Source organism: Bradyrhizobium sp. USDA 4502, from assembly GCF_054063355.1.
In genome coordinates this window covers 5,420,239-5,443,288 of record NZ_JBSSGF010000001.1, presented here as the reverse complement: position 1 = coordinate 5,443,288, position 23,050 = coordinate 5,420,239, and the positions used below count along the sequence as shown (strand labels likewise).

Genomic DNA, 23,050 nt, shown 5'->3' with positions numbered 1-23,050 from the left:
CGCGTCGATGTTGCGCGCCGCTGCGTTTTCGGCGTTTTTCGAAGGTTGGTTTCATGGACGATCTGTTGCGCGAGTTCCTGACGGAGAGCAGCGAGAGCCTGGATACGGTCGACAACCAGCTGGTGCAGTTCGAGCAGGATCCGAACAACGCGAAAATCCTGGATAACATCTTCCGGCTGGTGCACACCATCAAGGGCACCTGCGGCTTCCTCGGGCTGCCGCGGCTCGAGGCGCTGGCGCATGCCGGCGAGACCTTGATGGGCAAGTTCCGCGACGGCATGCCGGTGACGGCGGAAGCCGTGACGCTGATCCTGTCCTCGATCGACCGCATCAAGGAGATCCTCGGCGGGCTCGAGGCGACCGAGGCCGAGCCCGAGGGCAACGACCGCGATCTGATCGATCAGCTGGAAGCGATGGTCGAGCACGGCATGGCGGCGATGTCCGATTCGACGCAGTCGATATCGTCAGGCTCGACGCAGTCGATGCCGGCTGCTGCCGAGGAAGACGTGCCGGTCGTCGAAGCTCCGTCGGTGCAGGCCAACATGACCGAAGGCACGCTGGTGGTGCAGACGCTGGAGCGTCCGCTGCGTCCGGGCGAGGTCTCGCTCGACGAGCTCGAGCGCGCCTTCCGCGAGACCGAGACCGAAGTCGCCGCACCGGCGCCGGCCGTGAAGCCTGCACCTGCTGCCGCCGCCGAGCCGGCTGAGGCTGTGAAGAAGCCGGCCCGCAAGGCCGCCGGTGAGGAGGTCCAGGAAGGCGACAAGATCGCCAACCAGTCGATCCGGGTCAATGTCGACACCCTCGAACACCTGATGACCATGGTCTCCGAGCTGGTCCTGACCCGCAACCAGCTGCTGGAGATCTCCCGCCGCAACGAGGACACCGAGTTCAAGGTGCCGCTGCAGCGGCTCTCCAACGTCACCGCCGAGCTGCAGGAAGGCGTCATGAAGACGCGCATGCAGCCGATCGGCAATGCCTGGCAGAAGCTGCCGCGCATCGTCCGCGACCTCTCCGGCGAACTCGGCAAGCAGATCGAGCTCGAGATGCACGGCGCCGACACCGAGCTCGACCGCCAGGTGCTCGACCTGATCAAGGATCCGCTGACGCACATGGTGCGCAACTCCGCCGATCACGGGCTGGAGACCACCGCCGAGCGCCTCGCAGCCGGCAAGCCGGAACAGGGCACCATTCGCCTCTCCGCCTACCACGAAGGCGGCCACATCATCATCTGCATCGCCGACAATGGCCGCGGGCTCAACACCGAGCGGATCAAGGCCAAGGCGCTCCAGAACGGTCTCGTCACCGAGGCCGAACTCGAGAAGATGACCGAGGCCCAGATCCACAAGTTCATCTTCGCGCCGGGCTTCTCGACCGCCGCCCAAGTCACCTCGGTGTCCGGCCGCGGCGTCGGCATGGACGTGGTGCGCACCAATATCGACCAGATCGGCGGCACCATCGACATCAAGAGCGTGGCCGGCGAGGGCGCCTCGGTCACCATCAAGATCCCGCTGACCTTGGCGATCGTCTCCGCTTTGATCGTGGAAGCCGGCGGCGACCGCTTTGCGATTCCCCAATTGTCTGTCGTCGAGCTGGTGCGGGCCCGCGCCAACTCCGAGCACCGCATCGAGCGCATCAAGGACACCGCGGTCTTGCGCCTGCGCAACAAGCTGCTGCCGCTGATCCACCTCAAGAAGCTCTTGAAGATCGACGACGGCGCGACGACTACGGATGCCGAGAATGGTTTCATCGTGGTCACTCAGGTGGGCAGCCAGACCTTCGGCATCGTGGTCGACGGCGTGTTCCACACCGAGGAGATCGTGGTCAAGCCGATGTCGACCAAGCTGCGGCACATCGACATGTTCTCCGGCAACACCATCTTGGGCGATGGCGCCGTGATCATGATCATCGACCCCAACGGGATCGCAAAAGCGCTCGGCGCGTCCGGCTCCTCGGCCCATGACCTCGCCGACGACAATGCGAACGCCCATTCGGCGAGCGGCGAGCAGCTGACCTCGCTGCTGGTGTTCCGCGCCGGCTCCTCGCAGCCCAAGGCGGTGCCGCTCGGCCTCGTCACCCGGCTGGAGGAGATCGCAACCGACAAGATCGAACTCTCGAACGGCCGCTACATGGTGCAGTACCGCGAGCAGCTGATGCCGCTGGTGCAGATGGCCGGGGTCGAGGTGCAGTCGCAGGGCTCGCAGCCGATCCTGGTGTTCGCCGACGACGGCCGCTCGATGGGGCTCGTGGTCGACGAGATCATCGACATCGTCGAGGAGCGGCTCAACATCGAGGTCGCGGGTTCGCAGGACGGCATTTTGGGTTCGGCCGTGATCAAGGGGCAGGCCACCGAGGTGATCGACGTCGGCCACTTCCTGCCGATGGCGTTCGCCGACTGGTTCTCGCGCAAGGAGATGCGCCCGTCGACCTCGGCGCAGTCGGTGCTGCTGGTCGATGACTCAGCGTTCTTCCGCAACATGCTGGCGCCGGTGCTCAAAGCCGCCGGCTACAAGGTCAGGACCGCGGGCGGCGCGCAGGAAGGGCTCGCGGCGCTGCGTTCGGGACAGAGCTTCGACGTCGTGCTGACCGACATCGAGATGCCCGAGATGAACGGCTTTGAGTTCGCCGAGAACATCCGAAGCGACCACAATCTGATCGGGCTGCCGATCATCGCGCTGTCGGCGATGGTGTCGCCGGCGGCGATCGAGCGCGGCCGGCAGGCCGGCTTCCACGACTATGTCGCCAAGTTTGACCGTCCCGGGCTGATCGCGGCGCTGAAGGAGCAGACCGCCGAACTGCGCCGCGCCGCGTGACCGGATGCAAGGAAACGAATTGATGACCAGCAAGAGCGAGACCAGTGAAGGCGCCATGGCCGAATACGTCACCGCCGTGATCGGCGGGCAGCTGTTCGGCCTGCCGATCTCGCGGGTGCAGGACGTGTTCATGCCGGAGCGGCTGACGCGGGTGCCGCTGGCCTCCAGTGAGATCGCCGGCGTGCTCAATCTGCGCGGCCGCATCGTCACCGTGGTCGACATGCGCGCCCGGCTCGGGCTGCCGAAGGCCGACGACGGTAAGCCTCCGATGGCGGTCGGCGTCGACCAGCGCGGCGAATCCTATGGCTTGTTGATCGACCAGATCGGCGAGGTGCTGCGGCTCTCCGAAAACAGCCGCGAGGACAACCCGGTCAACCTCGATCCCCGCATGGCCAAGCTCGCCGGCGGCGTCCACCGCCTCGACGGCCAGCTCATGGTCGTCCTCGATGTCGATCGCGTGCTCGAACTGGTGCCCGATGCCAAAGCGGCGTGAACAGCGCCGCCCGAACTGAAGAACTGAAACATCCCACCGGGGATGAGGAAGTAGAGGTCGCAGATGAGAACGTGTCTTGTTGTCGATGACTCAAGCGTCATTCGCAAGGTCGCCCGCCGCATCCTGGAAGGGCTCGACTTCCAGATCGTCGAGGCCGAGGACGGCGCCAAGGCGCTCGAGGCCTGCAAGCGCGCGATGCCGGAAGCCGTGCTGCTCGACTGGAACATGCCGGTCATGGACGGCTACGAGTTTCTCGGCAATCTCCGCCGCATGCCCGGCGGCGATCAGCCCAAGGTCGTGTTCTGCACCACCGAGAATGACGTCGCGCATATCGCACGCGCGCTGCATGCCGGTGCCAACGAATACATCATGAAGCCGTTCGACCGGGACATCGTCACCGCGAAGTTCCAGGAAGTCGGACTCATTTAGAGCATGATCCGGAAAAGTGGGAACCGGTTTTCCGAGAAGACCATGCTGACTTAGATTCTTCGTTCGATCCGGCGGCAGAAGCCTTCGGCTCAACGGTTGTTGTGCGTCGTGTTGCGTCGCTGGTGAAGTCATGAGTGTTGCGTTGACAAGTACTGCGGTCCCGACATCGACCCGTTCCGACAAGGTGCGGGTGATGGTGGTCGACGATTCCGTGGTGATCCGCGGGATGATCTCGCGCTGGATCGGCGCCGAGCCCGACATGGAGGTCGTCGCCTCGCTGCGCACCGGCCTCGACGCCGTCAATCAGCTCGAACGCATCAACCCCGATGTCGCGGTGCTCGATATCGAGATGCCCGACCTCGACGGCATCTCGGCGCTGCCGCAGCTGCTGGCGAAGAAGCGCGATCTCGTCGTCATCATGGCCTCCACGCTGACTCGCCGCAACGCGGAGATCAGCCTGAAGGCTCTCTCGCTCGGTGCGTCCGACTACATTCCGAAGCCGGAAAGCACGCGCGAGGCCACCGCCGCGGAAACCTTCCGCCACGACCTGATCCAGAAGATCCGTCATCTCGGCGCCAGGGCGCGGCGCAGCCCGGTGCACACGACGGCAAGCCCGCCGCTTGCGCCCGGTCATGACAGATCGCGTCCGCTGACTCCCGCTGCCGCGCACACGGCGCCGGCCCAGGCCACGCGCCGTTCGTTCGGCCTGCTGCCGCCCAAGGTGCTGCTGATCGGCTCGTCGACCGGCGGCCCGCAGGCGCTGATGTCGCTGGTCGCCGAGATCGGTCCGGTGATCGATCGCTTCCCGGTGCTGATCACCCAGCACATGCCGCCGACCTTCACGACCATTCTCGCCGAGCATCTGGCGCGCACCAGCAAGCGGCCGGCGCATGAGGGGATCGACGGCGAGAGCATCAAGCCGGGCCATATCTATCTGGCGCCCGGCGGGCGCCACATGCGCGTCGCCCGCCACGGCGTCGATGCCACGATCGCGCTCGACGACGGGCCGCCGGTCAATTTCTGCAAGCCCGCGGTGGATCCGATGTTCACCTCCGCGATCGATGTCTGGCAGGGCAGCATCATGTCGGTGATCTTGACCGGCATGGGCTCCGACGGCATGCGCGGCGGCAAGGACGTCGTCGCCGCCGGCGGCAGCGTGATCGCGCAGGACGAAGCAACCAGCGTGGTGTGGGGCATGCCCGGTGCCGCGGTCAATGCCGGCATCTGCGCCGCGGTGCTGCCGCTCAATCAGATCGCACCGAAGCTTGTTCGGGTATTTGCGGGAGACCGTTCGTGACGCCGCTGGACTACGAGTATCTGCGTAAGCTGCTGAAGGAGCGTTCCGGCCTCGATCTCTCCGCCGACAAGCAGTATCTGGTCGAGAGCCGCCTGCTGCCGTTGGCGCGCCGGTCGAACCTCGCCGGGATTCCCGAGCTGGTGCAGCGGATGAAGGGCGGCGCAGAGCTGCTGACATCCGAGGTGGTCGAAGCGATGACCACCAACGAGACCTTCTTCTTTCGCGACAAGATCCCGTTCGACCATCTGAAGGAAGCGGTGCTGCCCGCGCTCGCGCAGGCGCGCGCGGCGCGCCGCAGCTTGCGCATCTGGTGCGCGGCGTCGTCGACCGGGCAGGAGCCGTATTCGATCGCGATGCTGCTGAAGGAGATGACTGCGCTGTTTGCCGGCTGGCGCATCGAGATCATCGCCACCGACCTGTCGCAGGCGGTGCTCGAAAAGGCCAAGGCCGGCCTGTTCAGCCAGTTCGAGGTGCAGCGCGGCCTGCCGATCCAGCTGCTGGTCAAGTATTTCGTGCAGAAGGGCGAGCTCTGGCAGCTCAACGCCGATATCCGCGGCATGGTGCAGCACCGCCAGCTCAATCTGTTGCAGGACGTCTCGCATCTCGGCACCTTCGACGTGATCTTCTGCCGCAACGTGCTGATCTATTTCGATCAGCAGACCAAGGCCGGTATCTTCGGCAAGGTGTCCCGGATGCTCGAGCCCGACGGCGTGCTGGCGCTTGGCGCGGCGGAATCCGTGGTCGGCATCACCAACCTGTTCAGGCCATATCCCGACCGGCGCGGGCTCTATCAGCCGAGCGTCGCCCCGGTCGCGCGCGCCGGCGCCGCGCTGCATGTGCTGAAGGCGGTTGCGTCCGCTGCGCGGTGAGACGAGATACCCCGCTCTAACTCCGTCACCCTGAGGAGCCGCGAAGCGGCGTCTCGAAGGGTCGACGGCCATCAGCCGGGCCGTGCATCCTTCGAGGCTCGCAAGGGCTCGCACCTCAGGATGACGGCGACAGAGCCGCGTTCGTCTCAACGTTCATGAACTACAAAATCGCGTGCGGCAGGAAGCGCGAGGTGTTGCCGGTGATCGGATTCTCGTCTTCCCGAATCGAGAGTCCGCAGGGCGTGCCGTCAACCAGCCAGCTGCCGAGCACCGGATACTGCCCGGAAAAATTCGGCAGCGGCGCCAGCGCCTGGCGGATGAAGCCTTCGGCGCCGTAGGGGCCTTGCTCGGCGACCAGCGTGACGCCGGCGCTGACCAGCTCGACATTGGCGCCCTCGCGCGAATAGATCGGCTTGCGCACGAACGAGGTGCCGAGCTGGGCGGCCTGCGGGTCGTCCTCGAAATAGGCCGGCAGCAGATTGGGGTGGTTCGGGAACATCTCCCAGAGCAGCGGCAGGATGCCCTTGTTGGAGAGGATCGCCTTCCATGGCGGCTCGATCCATTGCGTCGGCGCGGTCGAGAGGTTCTTGCCGAACGCGTCGTGGAACATCCACTCCCACGGATAGAGCTTGAACGCGAGCGCGATCGGGCGTTCGTCGAGGTCGACGAACTGACCGTCGTCGCGCAGTCCGATCTCCTCGATGTCGAGCAGCGTGGTCTTCAGCCCGGCCTGCGCCGCGGTGTCCTCGAGATAGGCGAGCGTGCCGGCGTCCTCGGGATTTCCGGTCAGTCCGGTGAGATGCAGCGGGTGGGTCGCGCCGATCCTCTTCCAGGCCTCGATCAGCCGGTCGTGGATCGAATTGAACTGGTCGGCGCGCTTCGGGATGATGTTGCGCGCAATCGCCTGTTCGAGCCAGGTCCATTGAAACACCGCGGCCTCGAAGATCGAGGTCGGCGTGTCGGCATTGTATTCGAGCAGCTTGGCCGGGCCGCGGCCGTCGAAGGTGAGATCGAGCCGGCCGTACAGGCTCGGATTGTTGCGGCGCCAGCTTGCCGCGATCAGATCCCAGAACGCCTCCGGTATCTTCAGCCGGCGCAGAGAGCGCTCATCCCTGACCGCGCGTCCGGCGAGCTCGAGGCACATCGCATCGATCTCGCCGGTCGGCGCCTCGATCGAGCGCTCGATCTCGTCCAGCGTGAAGGCGTAATAGGCTCGCTCGTCCCAGTACCGTTCGCCGTCGATGGTGTGGAAGGTGAAGCCGGCATTCTCGGCGGTCGTCCGCCAATCGTCGCGTTCGAGGCATGCGATGCGTTGCATGAGGGGAAACCGCGCTCGCTCGTCAGCCTGGTGTCAGCTTCCGCCATGCGACGGATCGTCGTCGCCGTAGCGGGCGATGGTGCGCGGCGCGCCGCCGAAGCCGCCGGAGGGCGACCGTTCCGCGGACTTTCGCTTCGCGTCGTGTCCTGCGTGGTGATGGTGGCTGCGGGCATGGCTTGTCGTCAGGCCGATCGACGCCGCGCCGATCGCGATACTTCCCATCAATTTCAGCCATACGCGGCGCGAGCGTTTCATGGACGCAATCCCTGCCTTGCCGTCTGCGGAGCGCGGAGTTTCCATCAGCTGCGTTCGCCGGGCAAGCGAAAGCGCGATGACACGGCGATGACACGGCAACATGCATCAGCCGCCGCTAAAGCCGAACGCATGCGCGAATGAACCGAAGCCGCCGCGGCTCACCGACGAGCTTGACGATGAGCTCGAGGAAGAGGAGGTGCCGCTCGACGAGGAGTTGCTGTTATAGAAGCTGCTGCGCGACGAGCCGCTGCTGCCGCCCGATCCGGACGATGAGCTGCGCGACGTGCAGTCAGCGCCGGGTTGTGGCGGGACCGGCGTGGCGACGCCCGGTGCGGTGACGCCCGGCGGCGTCGGCGGCACCGGCTGGCAATTCGGCCGCGGCATCAGCGCGTAGGCGCTGCCGCCGACCGCGAGCGTTCCCATCAAGAGCAGCGCGACGTGGTTGGAGCGCTTGGATGGCGCATCCGGCCGCGGCGGCGTCGGCACCGCCGGCACGACCGGTCGCCGTTTGCCGAAGTCCGGGTTCGGTTTGCGCGCCATGGTTTGGTTCAACGGCTCAGTAGATCATGCAGGCCGCGTTCAGCGCGCCTGCGGCCAGCGAGGACAGCCCGAGCCAGATCGCCGGCGCCATTTCGCCGGAGGCGATCCGCCCCGACAGGTTCGGCACCGGGATCTTCACGATGTAATAGACGATGATCTGCACGATCAGCGCGATGATGCTCCAGATCAGGCAGTCCACCACATTGGCGGAGTGGGCGATCGCGCTGACCACCGGCAGCACGAAGCCGAGCAGGCTTAAGCCCAGCGCAATCGCCGCCGCCGGATCGTTGTCGCGGATCAGCTGGAATTCGTCATGCGGGGTGACGCGCGTGTAGACGAAGAGGTAGGCGACCACGGCGATCAGCGCCGTGCAGAAATAGACCAGGAACGCCGGCAGGCCGGCGAGGGATTGCAGGATCATGTCGGGGCGGTCCGGGAGTTCGTCGGGATTCGCGCGAGGCAGGATTGCACGTTCCCTTGGTCGGCGCATGCCGACAGCCGGTTCAATCCCAAACAAAAACCCCGCCATTTGCGGCGGGGTTCAGGTCGAAAGGAGCGAACCTTGCGGTTCTCTGCGGGCCCGGAAGGTCAGGCGGGAATGCGCTCGTCGGCCTCGTGCGGCTCGCGCAGCACGTAGCCGCGGCCCCACACGGTCTCGATGAAGTTGCGGCCTTCGGAGGCGTTGGCGAGCTTCTTGCGGAGCTTGCAGATGAAGACGTCGATGATCTTCAGCTCCGGCTCGTCCATGCCGCCGTAGAGATGGTTGAGGAACATTTCCTTGGTGAGGGTGGTGCCCTTGCGGAGCGAGAGCAGCTCCAGCATCTGGTATTCCTTGCCGGTCAGATGCACGCGCTGGCCGCCGACCTCGACCGTCTTGGTGTCGAGATTGACCACGAGATCGCCGGTCTGGATGACCGATTGGGCGTGCCCCTTGGAGCGGCGCACGATCGCGTGGATGCGGGCAACCAGCTCGTCCTTGTGGAAGGGCTTGGTCATGTAGTCGTCGGCGCCGACGCCGAGACCCTTGACCTTGTCCTCGATGCCGGCGAGGCCGGAGAGGATCAGAATGGGAGTCTTGATCTTCGAAACCCGGAGCTGCTTGAGCACGTCGTAGCCGGACATGTCGGGCAGGTTGAGGTCGAGCAGGATGATGTCGTAGTCGTAAAGCTTGCCGAGATCGACACCTTCTTCGCCGAGGTCCGTCGTGTAGACGTTGAAACTCTCGGATTTGAGCATCAATTCGATCGACTGCGCGACGGCGCTATCATCTTCAATCAGCAAAACGCGCATGCCAGTCCCCTATAGTCGCCGCTCCGGGCGTCAGGTCGGCCGCACTTGCGGCACTCACAAAACGCCTTTGAACAACTGATTCGGATCCTGACGAGATATGGTTAACAAAAACTGATTCCTCGACGCAAGCTCTAACCGTGCAATTTTTGTCGAATCGCCCTAAGATATTGCGTAGAAGAAGCTTTTCCTAACCGCGCTCGTTCAGTTTCCACATTAAGAGCCGGGCCTAACCGACTCTCGCGACTCGCCCTTCTTCTGATGGGCAAGCGACCTCAGTCACCAAAGACAGTGACGCAATGATTAATGATGCGGGTAAACACGAAGTTAAGCGGCCGGAGCAAAAAAGCGGAAACTTAAGGTTTTCGCAATGAAGGCGCTCGCGGAGCAGATCGGCGACATCGACGGCGTCAATATTTATGGCCGCGTGGTCGGCGTCCGCGGGCTGATGGTCGAGATCGCGGGCCCCATTCACGCGATGTCGGTCGGCGCCCGCATCGTGATCGACGTCGGCGCGGGCCGCTTCATTCCCGCCGAGGTGATCGGCTTCTCCGGCGAGAACGCGGTGGTGATGCCGTTCGGCGGATTAGATGGCGTGAGGCGCGGTTGCCGCGCGGTGATCGCCAATGCGGCGAGCCAGGTGCGGCCGTCGCCGGCCTGGCTTGGCCGCGTCGTCAACGCGATGGGCGAGCCGATCGACGGCAAGGGCCCGCTGGTGCAGGGCGCCTCGCCGATGTCCTACCGCAACTCGCCGCCGCCGGCGCATTCGCGCAAGCGGGTCGGTCCGCCGCTCGATCTCGGCGTGCGCGGTCTCAATACTTTCCTGACCTGCTGCCGCGGCCAGCGGCTCGGCATCTTCGCCGGCTCCGGCGTCGGCAAGTCGGTGCTGCTGTCGATGCTGGCGCGCAATGTCGATGCCGCGATCTCGGTGATCGGGCTGATCGGCGAACGCGGCCGCGAGGTGCAGGAATTCCTCCAGGAGGATCTCGGCGAGGAGGGGCTGGCGCGCTCGGTCGTGGTGGTCGCGACCTCGGACGAGCCGGCGCTGATGCGGCGCCAGGCAGCGTATCTGACGCTCGCCATCGCGGAATATTTCCGCGACGAGGACCAGGATGTGCTGTGCCTGATGGACTCGGTGACGCGCTTTGCGATGGCGCAGCGCGAGATCGGCCTCTCGGCGGGCGAGCCGCCGACCGCCAAGGGCTACACGCCGACCGTGTTCACCGAATTGCCGAAGCTGCTCGAGCGGGCAGGGCCGGGCACCGGCGACGGCACCATCACCGCGATTTTCACGGTGCTGGTCGACGGCGACGATCACAATGAGCCGATCGCGGATGCGGTGCGCGGCATCCTCGACGGCCATATCGTGATGCAGCGGGCGATCGCCGAGCGCGGCCGCTATCCCGCGGTCAACATCCTCAAGTCGGTGTCGCGCACCATGCCGCGGTCGGCCGACCCCGACTTCCTGCCCTACATCAACAAGGCGCGGCAGGTGATGGCGACCTATGCCGACATGGAGGAATTGATCCGGCTCGGGGCCTACCGGCCGGGTTCCAGCGCGGAGGTCGACGAGGCGATCCGGCTGCATGAGCCACTCGAGGCCTACCTGCGCCAGGCCAAGGACGAGTCCACCAGCCTTCCCGACGGCTACCGGCAACTGGCTCAAATCCTGTCGGGTTTGGAAACGGAACGCTAACTTTGTCGGGCCATCATCACCGGCACACCATAGCTATGCCGGCGGGGCCCAGCGGGGAGCCGGCTCTGTCCCGCGTTCAGATTTGGGACTTCTGGGGAGTATGAGTCGATGAAGTCACGTGAAACGCTGATTCGCCTGAAGAAATTTCAGGTCGACGAGAAGCGCCGTCGGGTTACCCAGATCGAAGGCATGATCGCCGACTTCCAGCGCATGTCGGTCGAGCTCGAGCGCGAGATCCAGACCGAGCAGGAGCGCGCCGGGATCAACGACCCCACGCACTTCGCCTATCCGACCTATGCCAAGGCCGCGATCCAGCGCCGCGAGAACCTGACCCGTTCGGCCGACGAACTGCGCGCCCAGCTCGACGACGCCAAGGCGCTGCTGTCGGAGGCATTCGAGGAATTGAAGAAGGTCGAGTTGCTCGACGAGCGCGACCAGGCGCGCGAACGCGCGGAGGAGAGCGCTCGCGAACAAGCCGACATGGATTCGATCGGCCTGATGCGGGCCCGTCTCGGCGTCATCGCCTGAACCCTCGCTCCCTCCGCTGACCAGATTGAGAGCCCGGGCCGATCGCCCGGGCTTTTTGCTGGGCGCTGTCCACAAGCCGCCGACTTGCCGGCCACTTGTTAGCCCCTTGGCGGATCGTGGTGTCCCAAAATATGCTACCACCGGTCAGGACGGATGATCGGCAGCACGGTGGCAATGAGGCGATGGGGGATCGGGGCTTGGAGGGCGCAAGATGCTGACGCCGGCTGAGCTGGTCTGGCTGATCGCCGCCGTCGCCAAGGGGGATGAGGCCGCCTTCGAGCGGCTGTACGCCGCGACCCGCTCGAAACTCTTCGGCGTCGTGCTCCGTATCTTGCGGCGACAGGACCTCGCCGAGGAGGTCATTCAGGAGGCTTACGTCAAGATCTGGAACAGCGCCGGGCAGTTCAACCCAGCCCTGTCATCCCCGATCACGTGGATGACGTCGATCGCGCGCAACCGCGCCATTGACGTGGTGCGCAAGCGCGGCGAGGCCTCGCTGGAGGAAGAGCCGGCGGCGATGGAGGTCGCAGCCGACCAGCCCGATCCACTGGCGCGACGGGAGATGACGGAAGAGTTGAAGCGATTGCTGGAGTGCGTCGGTCGTTTGGAGCCGGATCGTCAGAAGCTCGTGCTGCTCGCCTATTACAACGGCTGGAGCCGCGAGCAACTCGCCGCAAAGTTCGAGACGCCGGTGAACACGGTGAAGACCTGGCTGCGCCGCAGCCTGATGGATATCCGGGAGTGTCTTGGACTCTGATTGATGGCCTATAGCGAAGACCATATCGCGCTCGCCGCGGAATATGCGCTCGGTACGCTCGATGCCGAGGAGCGCGCGCAGGTCGAGACCATGATGGTCGTCGACAGCGAGTTCGCAGCCCTGGTGCAGGCCTGGCAGTTCAGGCTCGGGCCGCTGAATCAGATGGTCGGCCTGGTCGAGCCGCGTCCGGCGGTTTGGGACAACATCAAGGCGGCGATCGGCCACACGAGCGCGCCGCAGGCGCCGCTGGTGCTGCCGGAGACGCCGGCCACGACGGTAACGCCGCCGCCTTCGCCAATCACGGACGATCCCGAATTCGGCTCGGCGTTCGATCCGGAGCCTGCGCAGTCGCCCGAGCCCCGGAGGCTGCCCGAGGCCCGACCGCCGCGGGTCATCTTCGACGAGCGCAACGTGACCGCGCTGACGGGCCGCGTCAAACGCTGGCGCGGCATCGCGTCGGCCGCGACCGCGATCGCGGCCGCGCTGCTGGTGACGCTCGGCCTGCAGATCTACAAGCCCGACGCTCTGCCGAATGCGATCCGGCCGAAGCCGCGCATCCAGACCGTCGAAGTGAAGACGCCGGCGCCAGCGTTGACGCCGTCGGCGCAATATGTCGCGCTGCTGCAGGGGCCGAATGGCGGGCCGGCCTTCATCATGACCATCGACGGCGCCACCAAGAACTTCACCGTCCGCAAGGTCGGCGCCCCGTCGGAGCCCGGCAAAAGTTTCGAGCTCTGGCTGATCTCCGACAAGCTGCCGCAGCCGCGCTCGCTCGGCGTGATCGGCGCCGATGATTTCACCGCGCGGCCGGTGCTGTCGGGCTACGATTCTGACGTGATCAACGGCGCCACCTATGCGGTGACCGTCGAGCAGGCCGGCGGCTCGCCGAACGGCCAGCCGACCTCGGCGCCGATCTTCACCGGGAAGCTGATCGAGACCGTACCGGGCGCGTCGGGTTCGCCGCCGCGATAGGCCAGCCGCCCATCGTCAGAGGTTGCCGATGGTGGCCGCCCGTCCCATTGCGAGCGCAGCGAAGCAATGCACCCTTCCGCACGAGCGGTGACAGTGGATTGCTTCGCTGCGCTCGCAATGACGTGGATAAGATGTCGCGTCGGCCACCCGCAAAAAAAGAAAACGCCCGTGGGGAGCGGGCGTTTTCGATAGTCAACTTGGGGGTAGTTGGGGGTCTTAAATATCCACGCAGCGACTTTGGGGGGCTGTAAAGAACACTACGTGAATTCGTGAAACTCTCCTGTTAGCGGACCAGTGTTAGCGGACCAGCGAGTTGCTGGTGCTGGTGATCGCGACGGGCTTGCCGGCCTTCATGACCCGCGCCGTCTGCGTGTATCCCTCATCCGACGAATTATGTGCCGCGATGCCGAAGCCCGCGACCAGGATACCGGCGAACAACGCCACAACCACAATCTTCAGGTGCGTCATACGATCGGCGCTGTAGATCGAGTGGTTCATGGAAGTCTCCTGCCGCCTTCCTGCTCTCAGTAAATCTGTCGGTTCGGTCTGTTGTCCGGTTCAACGTCTCGTGCCCCGCTAACGTAGGATTTGCCGATTCCGTTCCCTAGAGGCCATCACAAGGCCGTGATGAGACGTGATCGGGCGCGATCAGAAATGACCCTTTGGTAATCCGAGACGCATTAAAGCTATTTAATATCAGTGTCTTGGGATTATGCTGGGATGCTGCATCCCAGATAGGGCCGTTCCGGCCTGTTCTGCATAAATCAGTTGCCTGTGGCGAGAAAGCACAGACGAAAACGCAAGTGATTTGCGGCCCCTAGCTCGTTTTCGCGCGAAGTGGACGCCCGGCTCGCGTGCAGAAAACGCTTCCGAACAAGTGACTCTAAACGCTGCCGACCGTCTTCAGCCGGGCCCTGGGATGGATCTCGGCTTGCGACAGGACGGTGGTCTGCGAGCGGAACCGTTCCACCAGTGAGCGAACGAACGGCCGGATCGCGGCCGACGTCACCAGGACCGGCGCCTCGCCCTCGCGCGCCGCCTGCTCGAAGGCGTTGCGCACGGCGGTCATGAACTCCGACAGTTTCGAGGGCTGCATCGCCAGGCTGCGGTCGTCGCCGGTGCCTACGATCGATTCCGCAAACGCCTGCTCCCAGCGCGCCGACAACGCGATCAGCGGCAAATAGCCGTTCGGCGAGGTGTTTTGCGCGCAGATCTGGCGGGCCAGCCGGGCACGGACGTGCTCGACCATGGTGGCCGGATTGCGCGAGAACGCCAGCGCGTCGGCGATGCCTTCGAGGATGGTCGAGAGATCGCGGATCGAGATGCGCTCGGCGAGCAGCAATTGCAGCACGCGCTGGATGCCCGACACCGTGACCTGGCCCGGCACGATGTCCTTGATCAGCTCGCCTTGCTCCTTCGGCAGGTCCTTCAAGAGCTTCTGCACCTCGCCGTAGGACAACAGGTCCGCCATGTTGGTCTTGAGCAGCTCGGTCAGATGCGTCGACAGCACGGTCGCGGCGTCGACCACGGTGTAGCCCTTCAGCGCGGCCTCTTCCTTCAGGCCGGCGTCGACCCAGGTCGCCGGCAGGCCGAAGGTAGGCTCGATGGTGTGGATGCCGGGCAGTTGCACCTGGTTGCCGGCGGGGTCCATGACCATGAACTGGCTCGGCCAGATCTTGCCGGTGCCGGCGTCGACTTCCTTGATCTTGATGACGTAGCTGTTGGCTTCGAGCTGGACGTTGTCGAGGATGCGCACCGCCGGCATCACGAAACCCATCTCTATGGCCAGCGAGCGGCGCAGCGCCTTGATCTGCTCGGTCAGGCGGTCGGTGCCGTCGGGGCCGTTGACCAGCGGCAGCAGCGCGTAGCCGAGCTCGATCTTGAGGTCGTCGATCTTCAGCGCGGCGGCGATCGGCTCCTCCGCGGCCGCAGCGGCGGCGGCCGCGGCTGCAGCAGGGGCGGCGGCTGCTGCCGTTTCGGCCGCCTTCGCAGCCCGCTTCTGCTTGCGAGCGTTCCAGGCCAGCACCGCGGCGCCGGAGCCCAGCGCCAGGAACGGCAGCGTCGGAATGCCCGGCAGCAGCGCCAGCACCAGCATCACGCCGGCCGACATGCCGAGCGCCTGCGGATAGCCGGAGAGCTGGCGCATCAGCGCCTTGTCGGCGGCGCCGGTGATGCCGGCCTTGGAGACCAGGAGGCCGGCGGCGGTCGAGACGATCAGCGCGGGCACCTGGGTGACGAGGCCGTCGCCGACCGTCAGCACGGTGTAGGTGCGGGCGGCTTCGCTGAAGGAGAGGCCCTGCTGGGCGACGCCGATGATAATGCCGCCGACGATGTTGATGCCGACGATCAAAAGACCGGCGATGGCATCGCCGCGGACGAATTTCGAGGCACCGTCCATGGCGCCGAAGAAGCCGCTCTCGTCTTCCAGCGCCTTGCGGCGCTCCTTGGCGGCCTTCTCGTCGATCAGGCCGGCGGAGAGATCGGCGTCGATCGCCATCTGCTTGCCGGGCATCGAATCCAGCTGGAAGCGTGCCGCGACTTCGGCGATGCGGCCCGAACCCTTGGTGATGACCACGAAGTTCACGATCACCAGGATCGCGAACACGATGATGCCGATCACGAAGTTGCCGCCCATCACGAAGTTGCCGAACGCCTCGATGACGTGGCCGGCGGCCGCCGTGCCCTCATGGCCGTGGCTCAGGATCAGCCGGGTCGAGGCCATGTTCAGCGACAGCCGCAGCATGGTCGAGATCAGCAGGATGGTCGGAAACGACGAGAATTCCAGCGGCGCCTGGATGAACAGCGAGGTCATCAGGATCAGGATCGAGACCGTGATCGAGACCGCCAGGAAAAGGTCGAGCACGATCGAGGGCAGCGGCAGGATCAGCACCACCAGGATGGTGAGGACGCCGATCGCCAGCGCGATATCGCCGCGCTTCAGGATGTCGCCGATCTCGCCGAGGCTCGGCAATCCGCTCTTGCCTGCCGTGCCCTGACCCGCCGTGACGTCGACCATGGTAGCCGCTCTCCCCCGCGACTGGCGGCTGCGGCCGCCAAGCGTCTGCGCGACGGCCGCAGGGCCGCCGTTCCGAAAGTGAGGCACCGCGCTGGCGTTCACGGGGATCTCCGCCCGTTAGACGCGTTCGACGACACTCGACTTCACTCGGCAATTCTTGCCGGGTGTATGGTTAGCAAAGGGTTAATAAGGGCTTTCGCGCGACCGCACGGGTCGTCGCAGGCGCCGGCAGGGGGATTCGCGGCCGGAAGCAGGGGTGAGAGGGCCTCGTGGTCAAGATGCGCCGCCCTCACCATGAGGGTCCAGACCAGGATTTTGCCCCGCAACAACGCGTCATCCTGATGAGGAGCCCGCCAAAGGCGGGCGTCTCGAAGGATGGCCACGGATGAGGCCGCAGGCCTTGCGGCCTCTATCTGAGCGCACCGAGCACGACGCCCGATGCGGCGATGATGCCGAGCGTGATGACGCTGGCGCGCCACAAGAACTGCTGCCGGGCGGCGCGCCGGTCATGAAAGGCCAGCCAGTCGTGGACAAAGCCCGCGGGGATGTCGAACACCACCGCCGACTTGTTGCGACGGTGCGTTTCATGCTCGCAGTACATCGTCCGGACTGTCGGCACGCCCAGCCGCTCGAGCTCGCAGTGCCACTCCCAGGCATGCTTGCCGTTGGTCCAGCGATTTTCAAAGGGGATCACGTGTGATTCCATGACGAGCCTCCTGGCCCACCCTTGAACCTCACGCGACAAGTCTAGCCGATTTCATGGGCTGGCGCGAGATTGACGCCGCACCGGGGCTCGTGCCCGTGCGGCGCGATGGCGGTAACTCGTCCGGGCGCCATGGAGCGTCCCCGGCGGCCCTGCGCCGGGTCCGCCCGGCGGTGCAGGGGCCCGCTTTAGGCGGGCTCAGTCCAACTGCGCCAATGCGTCGGTTGAACATGGACGTGGTCATTTGAACCAACGACCCAGTCGGCGCCGTCCTTGTGGCAGGGGACCACGAGCGCATGGACCATTCCATCATAGTCCAGGACACAGACTTCGAGATCCCGGTCTGCTGGCGCAGTTGAAACGGGTAGCCATTCTGCGGGCAAGGTATGCATGATGTACCCTCCGATGAAATGCATGCGGTTCTCTCGGCGCGACGGCCGGGGCGTGGGGCATCTGGCTTGACGCCAGCACGCGAGCGTCTGTCGCTCGTCAGTTCCGTCACAAGCAGCGCTGCCGGCCTGCGACGCACAATCCACCGTCCGAACGATCTTGGCACGGATGACGAATGGCAAGTGTGAACCAGCTCGCACTGCTTTCAATCTTCTTCGACAGGATGATCGCCGTCGCGCGATCGATATTCCTACACGTCCGGACACTTTCTCAAGTCGTATGCACGAGCACGATCAGTCCCGCCACAATCAACGCGGCGCCGGCGGCATAGCTGAGGCGGTGGCCGACCGGGAGCAGCTTCTCGCAGGCGACGTAGACCGTGATGCCGACGATCCAGAGCAGGTTCATCACGCCGCCGACGAACAGCAATGCCATCAGGAACCAGCAGCAGCCGAGGCAGTAAAGGCCGTGCCGCAGCCCCATGCGCAGCGCACCGGCCGTGCCCGGTCGCCAGTGCCGGCTCAGGAACAGCACCGGGCTCTGGCAGTAGCGCAGGCAGGCTCGCTTGAGCGGCGTGAACTGGTAGAGCCCGGCCAGCAGCAGGACGCCGCTGGCGAGCGTCGCGCTGGTAGCAGCCATCGCCATCGACAAGAGTCCGGCGAGGTCGAGTTGCCATTGCGCCAGCGTCGCGGCGAGGCTGAAGCCGGCCCAGATCACGAGATAGCCGCACAGGAAGATCCAGGCCTCAGCGAGGGGAGAGGGCGTTGCCGATTGCTTGCGCTTCAGGGCGGCGAACAGCAACACCATCGGCGCGGCGCTCGAGATCATCATGGCGACCATCATCGTCAACCACATGACGAACACCAGCACGGCATAGGAAGGCGTCCATGGCGTCGGATCCATCGGCATATCAGCCATGCTCATGTCGATGCCGGCGCCGGCCAGGAGATAGGCCCAGGCCAGCGCCATCACCGCGGCGATGCCGCCTGCAAAGATCAGGCGGTCATGCCGCAGGACGTTTTCGAGCGCCGATGTCTCGCTCATGGTGGGATCCCAGCAGCCGAACGGCCGAACCGCGCCCGGCTGTGTCAGGCCGCGACGCCGTCCGGCGTCTGCACGACGTTGGCGAGCGAGCTGTGCGAGCCCTTGGTCTCGTACTTGATCGCCCCGGTCGAGCGGATGTTGGAGGAGGCCACCTCGGCCCCCCTATGCTCGAACCCCTCCGGCATCACGACCTGGATGCGATGCGGCGTGCCGGTGACAGGATTCTTGATCGGCTCGACCTCGGTCTCCAGCACGCCCTTGGCGACGAGCTTGGCGACGCGCCCGTTCTTGTCGAAGGAGAACTCGATCGGCACGAACACCGGATCATGGATCTTGGTCACGATCAGGCTGAAGATCTGGAACAGCGTGCCTTCGGCCGAATTCTTGCCGGACAGGATGTTGAACAGCGCTTCGCGCTGTTCCGCCGTGGCGCGCTCGTCGATGATCGGCTGCATCTGCCCGTTGCCCTCGTGAAGCGCGCCGGGAAAGTCGACGGTTGCCGCGAACACCAGGCCGTCGAGCTTGGTGCTGCCGAAATGCCCCTTGGTGATCCGCATGCCGACCATGCCTTTGCAGGAACCATGCGTCGGCAGCGCATTGAAATCGCAGGGGCAGCCAAATGCACAATTGCAGTTCTTGATCCATTCGCCTTCGAGACGCCAGTCAGAAGCCATGGCAAACCTCCATATGACTGTCGGTGATCAATGCAGGCGCTTCAGAATGCCTTCCGCTTCAAAAAAAACCGGATCAGTTCAAGTAGGCCGGGATCATAGCAGCAACCGGTCCGGCGGTACAGGAAGCGCTGACGCCCGATCGTCCAAACATCGCCGCGGCGGCGCACGGAGGCGCCGATCGGGGAGGGAGGACGGACCGGGATTGAACGTCCCAGCCTCGACGTCAGACGAAATACCGAGCAAGTCGCTTCGTGTCGGGGGATTCCATGACAAGCCAAGGAGACCGTGCGGCGGCAACGACCGGCAAACCCTGGATTGGTGGTTTCAGGGCTGTCGCGGCTGTCACCCTTTCCGTCGCGACGGGTGCTGCCGCAAAGCCTCCGGGCCAGGACGCCGCCATGATGCGCATGCTGGCGTGCGACGGCGAAGGCGTCAGGATGGAGGTCTATCTACCGCTATCGGTTGCATTGGCAGGCCAAGGCCTGCGCGCCGGCCAGACGGTGATCGGCTACTACGCGCTCGACCTGACCGAGGCCAACAAGGGCAAGCCGCTTGAGCCGGTTCGCGTCACGATGAGCGCGGACAAGAAGACGGTGACCGTCGACCAGTACACAAGGGGACTGCCGCCGACACAGATTCCGGTGGGCGGGGGCACGGTCGATTTCGATCAGCGGTTTGCGAAACGCGCCAAATGCGGCCCGTTCCAGTCGCAGGACCCGAACTTCGGGAATTGATGCGACGCTAGCCGCGCGCGAATCCGCCGCGGAGCGTGCCGTTTCAAGGGGCGGCGTCCCCTTGCTGGCGCATGCCTAATCTCTCGGCAATGTGGCTTGACCCGGAGGCAAATGCCGACGAAGTTCCGCCTGCCGTGGTAATTTCTTCTGAATTTTCCCCTGAAGTCGCTACGTTCATTCCCGACTCGCGCCGGGCATGGCTGCGCCTTGTCGTGGCCGTGGTGATCGGCTCGCTCGGCAGCGTCGGCATGTGGTCGGTCGTGGTGGCGCTGCCCGTGGTGCAGACGGACTTCGGCGCGACCCGCGGAACGGCCTCGCTCGCCTTCACCATGGTGATGCTCGGCTTCGGCCTCGGCCAGGTCGTGACCGGCAAGATCAGCGACCGCTACGGCATCGTCGCGGCGATCGGCGCCGGGATCGGCATCCTCGGCCTCGGCTATGTCGGCGCCGGCTACGCGCCGTCGATCTGGGCCTTCATCCTGCTGCATTTTGCCATCGGCCTGTCGTCGGCGGCGACCTTCGGCCCGTTGATGGCGGAGGCGTCGCACTGGTTCGAGCGCTACCGCGGCCTCGCGGTCGCGATCGCCGCGAGCGGCAATTACGTCGGCGGTACGGTGTGGCCGCCGCTGGTCAATTTCGGCATGCAGAGTGTCGGCTGGCGCACCACCCATATTGCAATCGGCATCTTCACCGCGATCTCGATGCTGCTTGCACTCATGGTGCTGCGCGTGTTGATGGGCGCGGCGACCAGGCGCAGCCATGGCAACGCGGCACCGCCCCGGGTCGACCTCAAGCTTTCCACCAACGCGCTGACCGTGATCCTGTCGCTCGCGTCGATTTCCTGCTGCGTGGCGATGTCGATGCCGCAGGTCCATATCGTCGCCTATTGCGGCGATCTCGGCTACGGCGTGGCGCGCGGCGCCGAGATGCTGTCGCTGATGCTCGGCTTCGGCATCATCAGCCGGATCGGCTCCGGCTTCCTCGCCGACCGGATCGGCGGTATCCGCACCCTGCTGATCGGCTCGATCGCGCAAGGCGCGGCGCTGTTGTTCTATCTGTTCTTCGACAGCCTGACCTCGCTCTACATCATCTCGGCGATGTTCGGCCTGTTCCAGGGCGGCATCGTGCCGAGCTACGCGATCATCGTGCGCGAGGCGATGCCGGCGTCGGAGGCCGCGACGCGGATCGGCATCGTGATCTTCGCCTCGGTGTTCGGCATGTCCTTTGGCGGCTGGATCTCGGGCGTCATCTTCGACGCCACCGGCTCCTATGCCGCCGCCTTCGCCAACGGCCTCGCCTGGAACCTGCTCAATGTCAGCATCATTCTGCTGCTCATGATGCGCTCGCGGCAGCGGGTGGCGCTGGCGTAATTCTCGATCACACCGCTTGGCCGGCCTTGAGCAATGAGCAGCCGGTGATCTTCAGGCTGCCGTCGGCCTGCCGCTCCAGCGTGTAGAGCGCCTCCCACGCCTCGCCATTGGCGTCGACGATATGGACGCGCTGCGCGATCCGGTCGCCGTCGCTGCGCGCCTCGCCGAACTCGAAGCTTCTGTGCCGATAGACCGGCGCGTATTGGCTCTGCACCATCGACATGAAGATGTCGGCTTGCGGAAAGATCTGCTGGATCGCCGGCGCGGCATGCGAATAGGCCGCCGCGGCGTCGTCGCGGCCGAACGCCTGCTCCTGCGCGCGGATCACGGCCTGCGCGGCGCCGACGTCGTCGGCCGCTGCGGGAGCGAGCGAGCCGAGCAGAATAGCGACGAACATCAGGATGATGCGCATGCGGTGGCACCGTCGACAGTCGACCTTCCAGCCGCCGCAAGGCTACTCCCGCACGACCACGGCGGCAACGGAGCAGGCGCATTCGGCGGCTGGCTCCGAACGGCCACGCAGCGCGATGTCAGTTGACGCGCCGATGGTGCCGCAGCGCCTCGGCAGTCGGGCATCCGGCGTGCCGCGCATGACGCGTTGCGAATGGCTGCTCGATGGTGACGATCTGGCAACCGTATTGCGCCGAAACCTCGGCGATGACGTTCGATACCGCGTCGTCGATCCGCGAGCCGGGCAGATGCGCGACGATCAGATCGCCGATGCTGAGCCGCTTGCGGACGCGCAGGTCGTTGTCGATGCGGTAACTGAACAGGGCATGGATCACGCCGCGGCGATCGCGGATCGCGATCAGCCCGGTCTCGGGCGAGCTGCCGCGGCAGCGCCGGCGCACGAACCGCAGCCACTGATCCGTGGTAATACTGGCATCATGCATGAACACCAGCGGATAGGCCACGATCGCATGCTGATGGTCGATCGGAAGTGCCTGGAATTGCTCGTTCATCGCCGGATTCCCCGATGATGGCGAAACTGCTGGGGAAAGCGCGGCGCAGCATTGATCTGCATCAATGCCGCCGGCGGTTGATCCAGATCAAATCGGGGTTGATAGTGTCAAGCACCCAACCAAGCGGACACCCGAAGCCATGAGCATTGCCGAGCCACTGCAGGATTCCTGTGCAGGCGCGACGCGTTCCGACTGCAGGCACGGCCGCGCCACGAATGGTTGCGAGGACTGCAAGGTCAGGCTGTTCAGCGTCTGCGCTGCGCTGGAGCCGTCCGAGCTCGAGGAGCTCGACCGGATCAGCCAGGCAAAGCTGGTTCCGGCACGAACGACGCTGTTCGAGCAGAGTGCGCTGGCGGGGAGCGTGTTCAATGTCACCGACGGCGTCGTGCGGCTCTACAAATCATTGCCCGACGGCCGCCGTCAGATCGTGGGTTTCGCGCTGCCGGGCGACTTCCTCGGACTTGCGCTGCAGGACCGCTACGGCGTCACCGCGGAGGCGGTTAACGACGTCGCGGTTTGCCGTTTCGTGCGATCGGCGTTCCTCGCCTATGTCGACGGCAAGCCGCATCTGCTGCGCCGCCTGCATGAGTTCGCGGGGCACGAGTTGAGCCTGGCGCAGGACCAGATGTTGCTGCTCGGACGGCGCAGTGCCGAGGAAAAGATCGCTGCATTCTTGCTCAACATGCAGACGCGATACGCCCGGATCGGAAGCGTGTCCGTCACCGTGCCGCTGCCGATGAGCCGGCAGGACATCGCCGACTATCTCGGTCTCACCATCGAGACGGTGAGCCGCACGCTGACCCGCCTTGCGCGCGAGAAGGTGGTGTTGATCGTGCCCGATGGCGTGCGGCTGCTCGACCTCGAACGGCTCAAGCTGAGCGGCGCGAGCTGACGCTTCGGCGTCGG

24 protein-coding genes are annotated in these 23,050 nt (G+C 65.2%); 12 read left to right on the top strand and 12 right to left on the bottom strand.

Annotation, left to right across the window (positions count from 1 at the left end):
• Window positions 1–53: 53 nt before the first annotated feature.
• From ACVW1B_RS25380 to ACVW1B_RS25360, 5 genes are all read left to right on the top strand, one after another.
• Window positions 54–2,810, top strand: coding sequence for a hybrid sensor histidine kinase/response regulator (locus ACVW1B_RS25380; RefSeq protein ID WP_456822376.1), 2,757 nt, complete (start codon window positions 54–56; stop codon window positions 2,808–2,810).
• A 22-nt stretch (window positions 2,811–2,832) separates the two neighbouring features.
• Window positions 2,833–3,303: a chemotaxis protein CheW gene (locus ACVW1B_RS25375; RefSeq protein WP_310880168.1), complete on the top strand. Its 471-nt coding sequence runs from the start codon at window positions 2,833–2,835 to the stop codon at window positions 3,301–3,303.
• Between the two features lie 63 nt (window positions 3,304–3,366).
• A complete protein-coding gene (locus tag ACVW1B_RS25370; protein ID WP_018273268.1) occupies window positions 3,367–3,732 on the top strand; it encodes a response regulator in 366 nt (121 codons plus the stop codon).
• Window positions 3,733–3,862: 130 nt separating this feature from the next.
• On the top strand, window positions 3,863–5,029 hold the full coding sequence (locus ACVW1B_RS25365; protein ID WP_456822375.1) for a protein-glutamate methylesterase/protein-glutamine glutaminase: 1,167 nt from the start codon (window positions 3,863–3,865) through the stop codon (window positions 5,027–5,029).
• The gene (locus ACVW1B_RS25360) at window positions 5,026–5,898 is read left to right on the top strand and encodes a CheR family methyltransferase (RefSeq protein WP_456822374.1); all 873 of its coding nucleotides are present in this window, start codon (window positions 5,026–5,028) and stop codon (window positions 5,896–5,898) included. Before ACVW1B_RS25365 ends, ACVW1B_RS25360 begins: the two co-directional genes overlap by 4 nt.
• A gap of 160 nt (window positions 5,899–6,058) precedes the next feature.
• Here the strand turns inward: ACVW1B_RS25360 and ACVW1B_RS25355 are convergent, their stop codons facing one another.
• From ACVW1B_RS25355 to ctrA, 5 genes are all read right to left on the bottom strand, one after another.
• Complete coding sequence (locus ACVW1B_RS25355) at window positions 6,059–7,216, bottom strand: glutathionylspermidine synthase family protein (protein WP_456822373.1); 1,158 nt, start codon at window positions 7,214–7,216, stop codon at window positions 6,059–6,061.
• Between the two features lie 33 nt (window positions 7,217–7,249).
• Window positions 7,250–7,471, bottom strand: a complete 222-nt coding sequence (locus ACVW1B_RS25350) for a hypothetical protein (protein ID WP_304496725.1) — start codon at window positions 7,469–7,471, stop codon at window positions 7,250–7,252.
• A 105-nt stretch (window positions 7,472–7,576) separates the two neighbouring features.
• Complete coding sequence (locus ACVW1B_RS25345) at window positions 7,577–8,011, bottom strand: hypothetical protein (protein WP_456822372.1); 435 nt, start codon at window positions 8,009–8,011, stop codon at window positions 7,577–7,579.
• A gap of 16 nt (window positions 8,012–8,027) precedes the next feature.
• Window positions 8,028–8,432, bottom strand: coding sequence for a DUF350 domain-containing protein (locus ACVW1B_RS25340; protein ID WP_057015189.1), 405 nt, complete (start codon window positions 8,430–8,432; stop codon window positions 8,028–8,030).
• Between the two features lie 167 nt (window positions 8,433–8,599).
• Window positions 8,600–9,301, bottom strand: coding sequence for a response regulator transcription factor CtrA (ctrA, locus tag ACVW1B_RS25335; RefSeq protein ID WP_016848562.1), 702 nt, complete (start codon window positions 9,299–9,301; stop codon window positions 8,600–8,602).
• Between the two features lie 367 nt (window positions 9,302–9,668).
• Here ctrA and fliI point away from each other — a divergent pair, with 367 nt between their 5' ends.
• The 4 genes from fliI to ACVW1B_RS25315 all read left to right on the top strand — a co-directional run bounded on the left by fliI (window position 9,669) and on the right by ACVW1B_RS25315 (window position 13,251).
• A complete protein-coding gene (fliI, locus tag ACVW1B_RS25330) occupies window positions 9,669–10,994 on the top strand; it encodes a flagellar protein export ATPase FliI (RefSeq protein ID WP_310881916.1) in 1,326 nt (441 codons plus the stop codon).
• A gap of 108 nt (window positions 10,995–11,102) precedes the next feature.
• The gene (gene fliJ / locus ACVW1B_RS25325; protein ID WP_016848565.1) at window positions 11,103–11,522 is read left to right on the top strand and encodes a flagellar export protein FliJ; all 420 of its coding nucleotides are present in this window, start codon (window positions 11,103–11,105) and stop codon (window positions 11,520–11,522) included.
• A 211-nt stretch (window positions 11,523–11,733) separates the two neighbouring features.
• Window positions 11,734–12,279: a sigma-70 family RNA polymerase sigma factor gene (locus ACVW1B_RS25320; RefSeq protein ID WP_253607307.1), complete on the top strand. Its 546-nt coding sequence runs from the start codon at window positions 11,734–11,736 to the stop codon at window positions 12,277–12,279.
• 3 nt (window positions 12,280–12,282) lie between these two features.
• Entirely contained in the window at window positions 12,283–13,251 is a 969-nt protein-coding gene (locus tag ACVW1B_RS25315) for an anti-sigma factor (RefSeq protein WP_456792738.1), read from the top strand.
• Between the two features lie 297 nt (window positions 13,252–13,548).
• Here ACVW1B_RS25315 and ACVW1B_RS25310 read toward each other — a convergent pair whose 3' ends face one another.
• The 5 genes from ACVW1B_RS25310 to ACVW1B_RS25290 all read right to left on the bottom strand — a co-directional run bounded on the left by ACVW1B_RS25310 (window position 13,549) and on the right by ACVW1B_RS25290 (window position 19,078).
• On the bottom strand, window positions 13,549–13,749 hold the full coding sequence (locus tag ACVW1B_RS25310; RefSeq protein ID WP_092090232.1) for a hypothetical protein: 201 nt from the start codon (window positions 13,747–13,749) through the stop codon (window positions 13,549–13,551).
• Window positions 13,750–14,134: 385 nt separating this feature from the next.
• Window positions 14,135–16,267: a flagellar biosynthesis protein FlhA gene (gene flhA / locus ACVW1B_RS25305; RefSeq protein WP_050383751.1), complete on the bottom strand. Its 2,133-nt coding sequence runs from the start codon at window positions 16,265–16,267 to the stop codon at window positions 14,135–14,137.
• Window positions 16,268–16,676: 409 nt separating this feature from the next.
• Window positions 16,677–16,973, bottom strand: a complete 297-nt coding sequence (locus ACVW1B_RS25300; RefSeq protein ID WP_028341258.1) for a hypothetical protein — start codon at window positions 16,971–16,973, stop codon at window positions 16,677–16,679.
• A gap of 657 nt (window positions 16,974–17,630) precedes the next feature.
• Window positions 17,631–18,404, bottom strand: coding sequence for a DUF2182 domain-containing protein (locus tag ACVW1B_RS25295; protein ID WP_310881912.1), 774 nt, complete (start codon window positions 18,402–18,404; stop codon window positions 17,631–17,633).
• Between the two features lie 44 nt (window positions 18,405–18,448).
• A complete protein-coding gene (locus ACVW1B_RS25290; protein ID WP_057015186.1) occupies window positions 18,449–19,078 on the bottom strand; it encodes a DUF1326 domain-containing protein in 630 nt (209 codons plus the stop codon).
• A gap of 266 nt (window positions 19,079–19,344) precedes the next feature.
• Between ACVW1B_RS25290 and ACVW1B_RS25285 the strand changes: the two genes are divergently transcribed.
• Together ACVW1B_RS25285 and ACVW1B_RS25280 are read left to right on the top strand one after the other, a co-directional pair.
• On the top strand, window positions 19,345–19,812 hold the full coding sequence (locus ACVW1B_RS25285; protein ID WP_456822371.1) for a hypothetical protein: 468 nt from the start codon (window positions 19,345–19,347) through the stop codon (window positions 19,810–19,812).
• Between the two features lie 212 nt (window positions 19,813–20,024).
• Entirely contained in the window at window positions 20,025–21,182 is a 1,158-nt protein-coding gene (locus ACVW1B_RS25280) for an MFS transporter (RefSeq protein WP_456822370.1), read from the top strand.
• 7 nt (window positions 21,183–21,189) lie between these two features.
• Here ACVW1B_RS25280 and ACVW1B_RS25275 read toward each other — a convergent pair whose 3' ends face one another.
• Both ACVW1B_RS25275 and ACVW1B_RS25270 read right to left on the bottom strand, forming a co-directional pair.
• Window positions 21,190–21,594, bottom strand: coding sequence for a DUF4864 domain-containing protein (locus tag ACVW1B_RS25275; protein WP_456822369.1), 405 nt, complete (start codon window positions 21,592–21,594; stop codon window positions 21,190–21,192).
• A 118-nt stretch (window positions 21,595–21,712) separates the two neighbouring features.
• Window positions 21,713–22,144 carry a hypothetical protein gene (locus tag ACVW1B_RS25270; protein WP_057015184.1) on the bottom strand — a complete coding sequence of 144 codons (432 nt, stop codon included), beginning with the start codon at window positions 22,142–22,144 and terminating at the stop codon, window positions 21,713–21,715.
• Between the two features lie 139 nt (window positions 22,145–22,283).
• Here ACVW1B_RS25270 and ACVW1B_RS25265 point away from each other — a divergent pair, with 139 nt between their 5' ends.
• Window positions 22,284–23,036, top strand: a complete 753-nt coding sequence (locus ACVW1B_RS25265) for a Crp/Fnr family transcriptional regulator (protein WP_456822368.1) — start codon at window positions 22,284–22,286, stop codon at window positions 23,034–23,036.
• Window positions 23,037–23,050 lie beyond the last annotated feature (14 nt).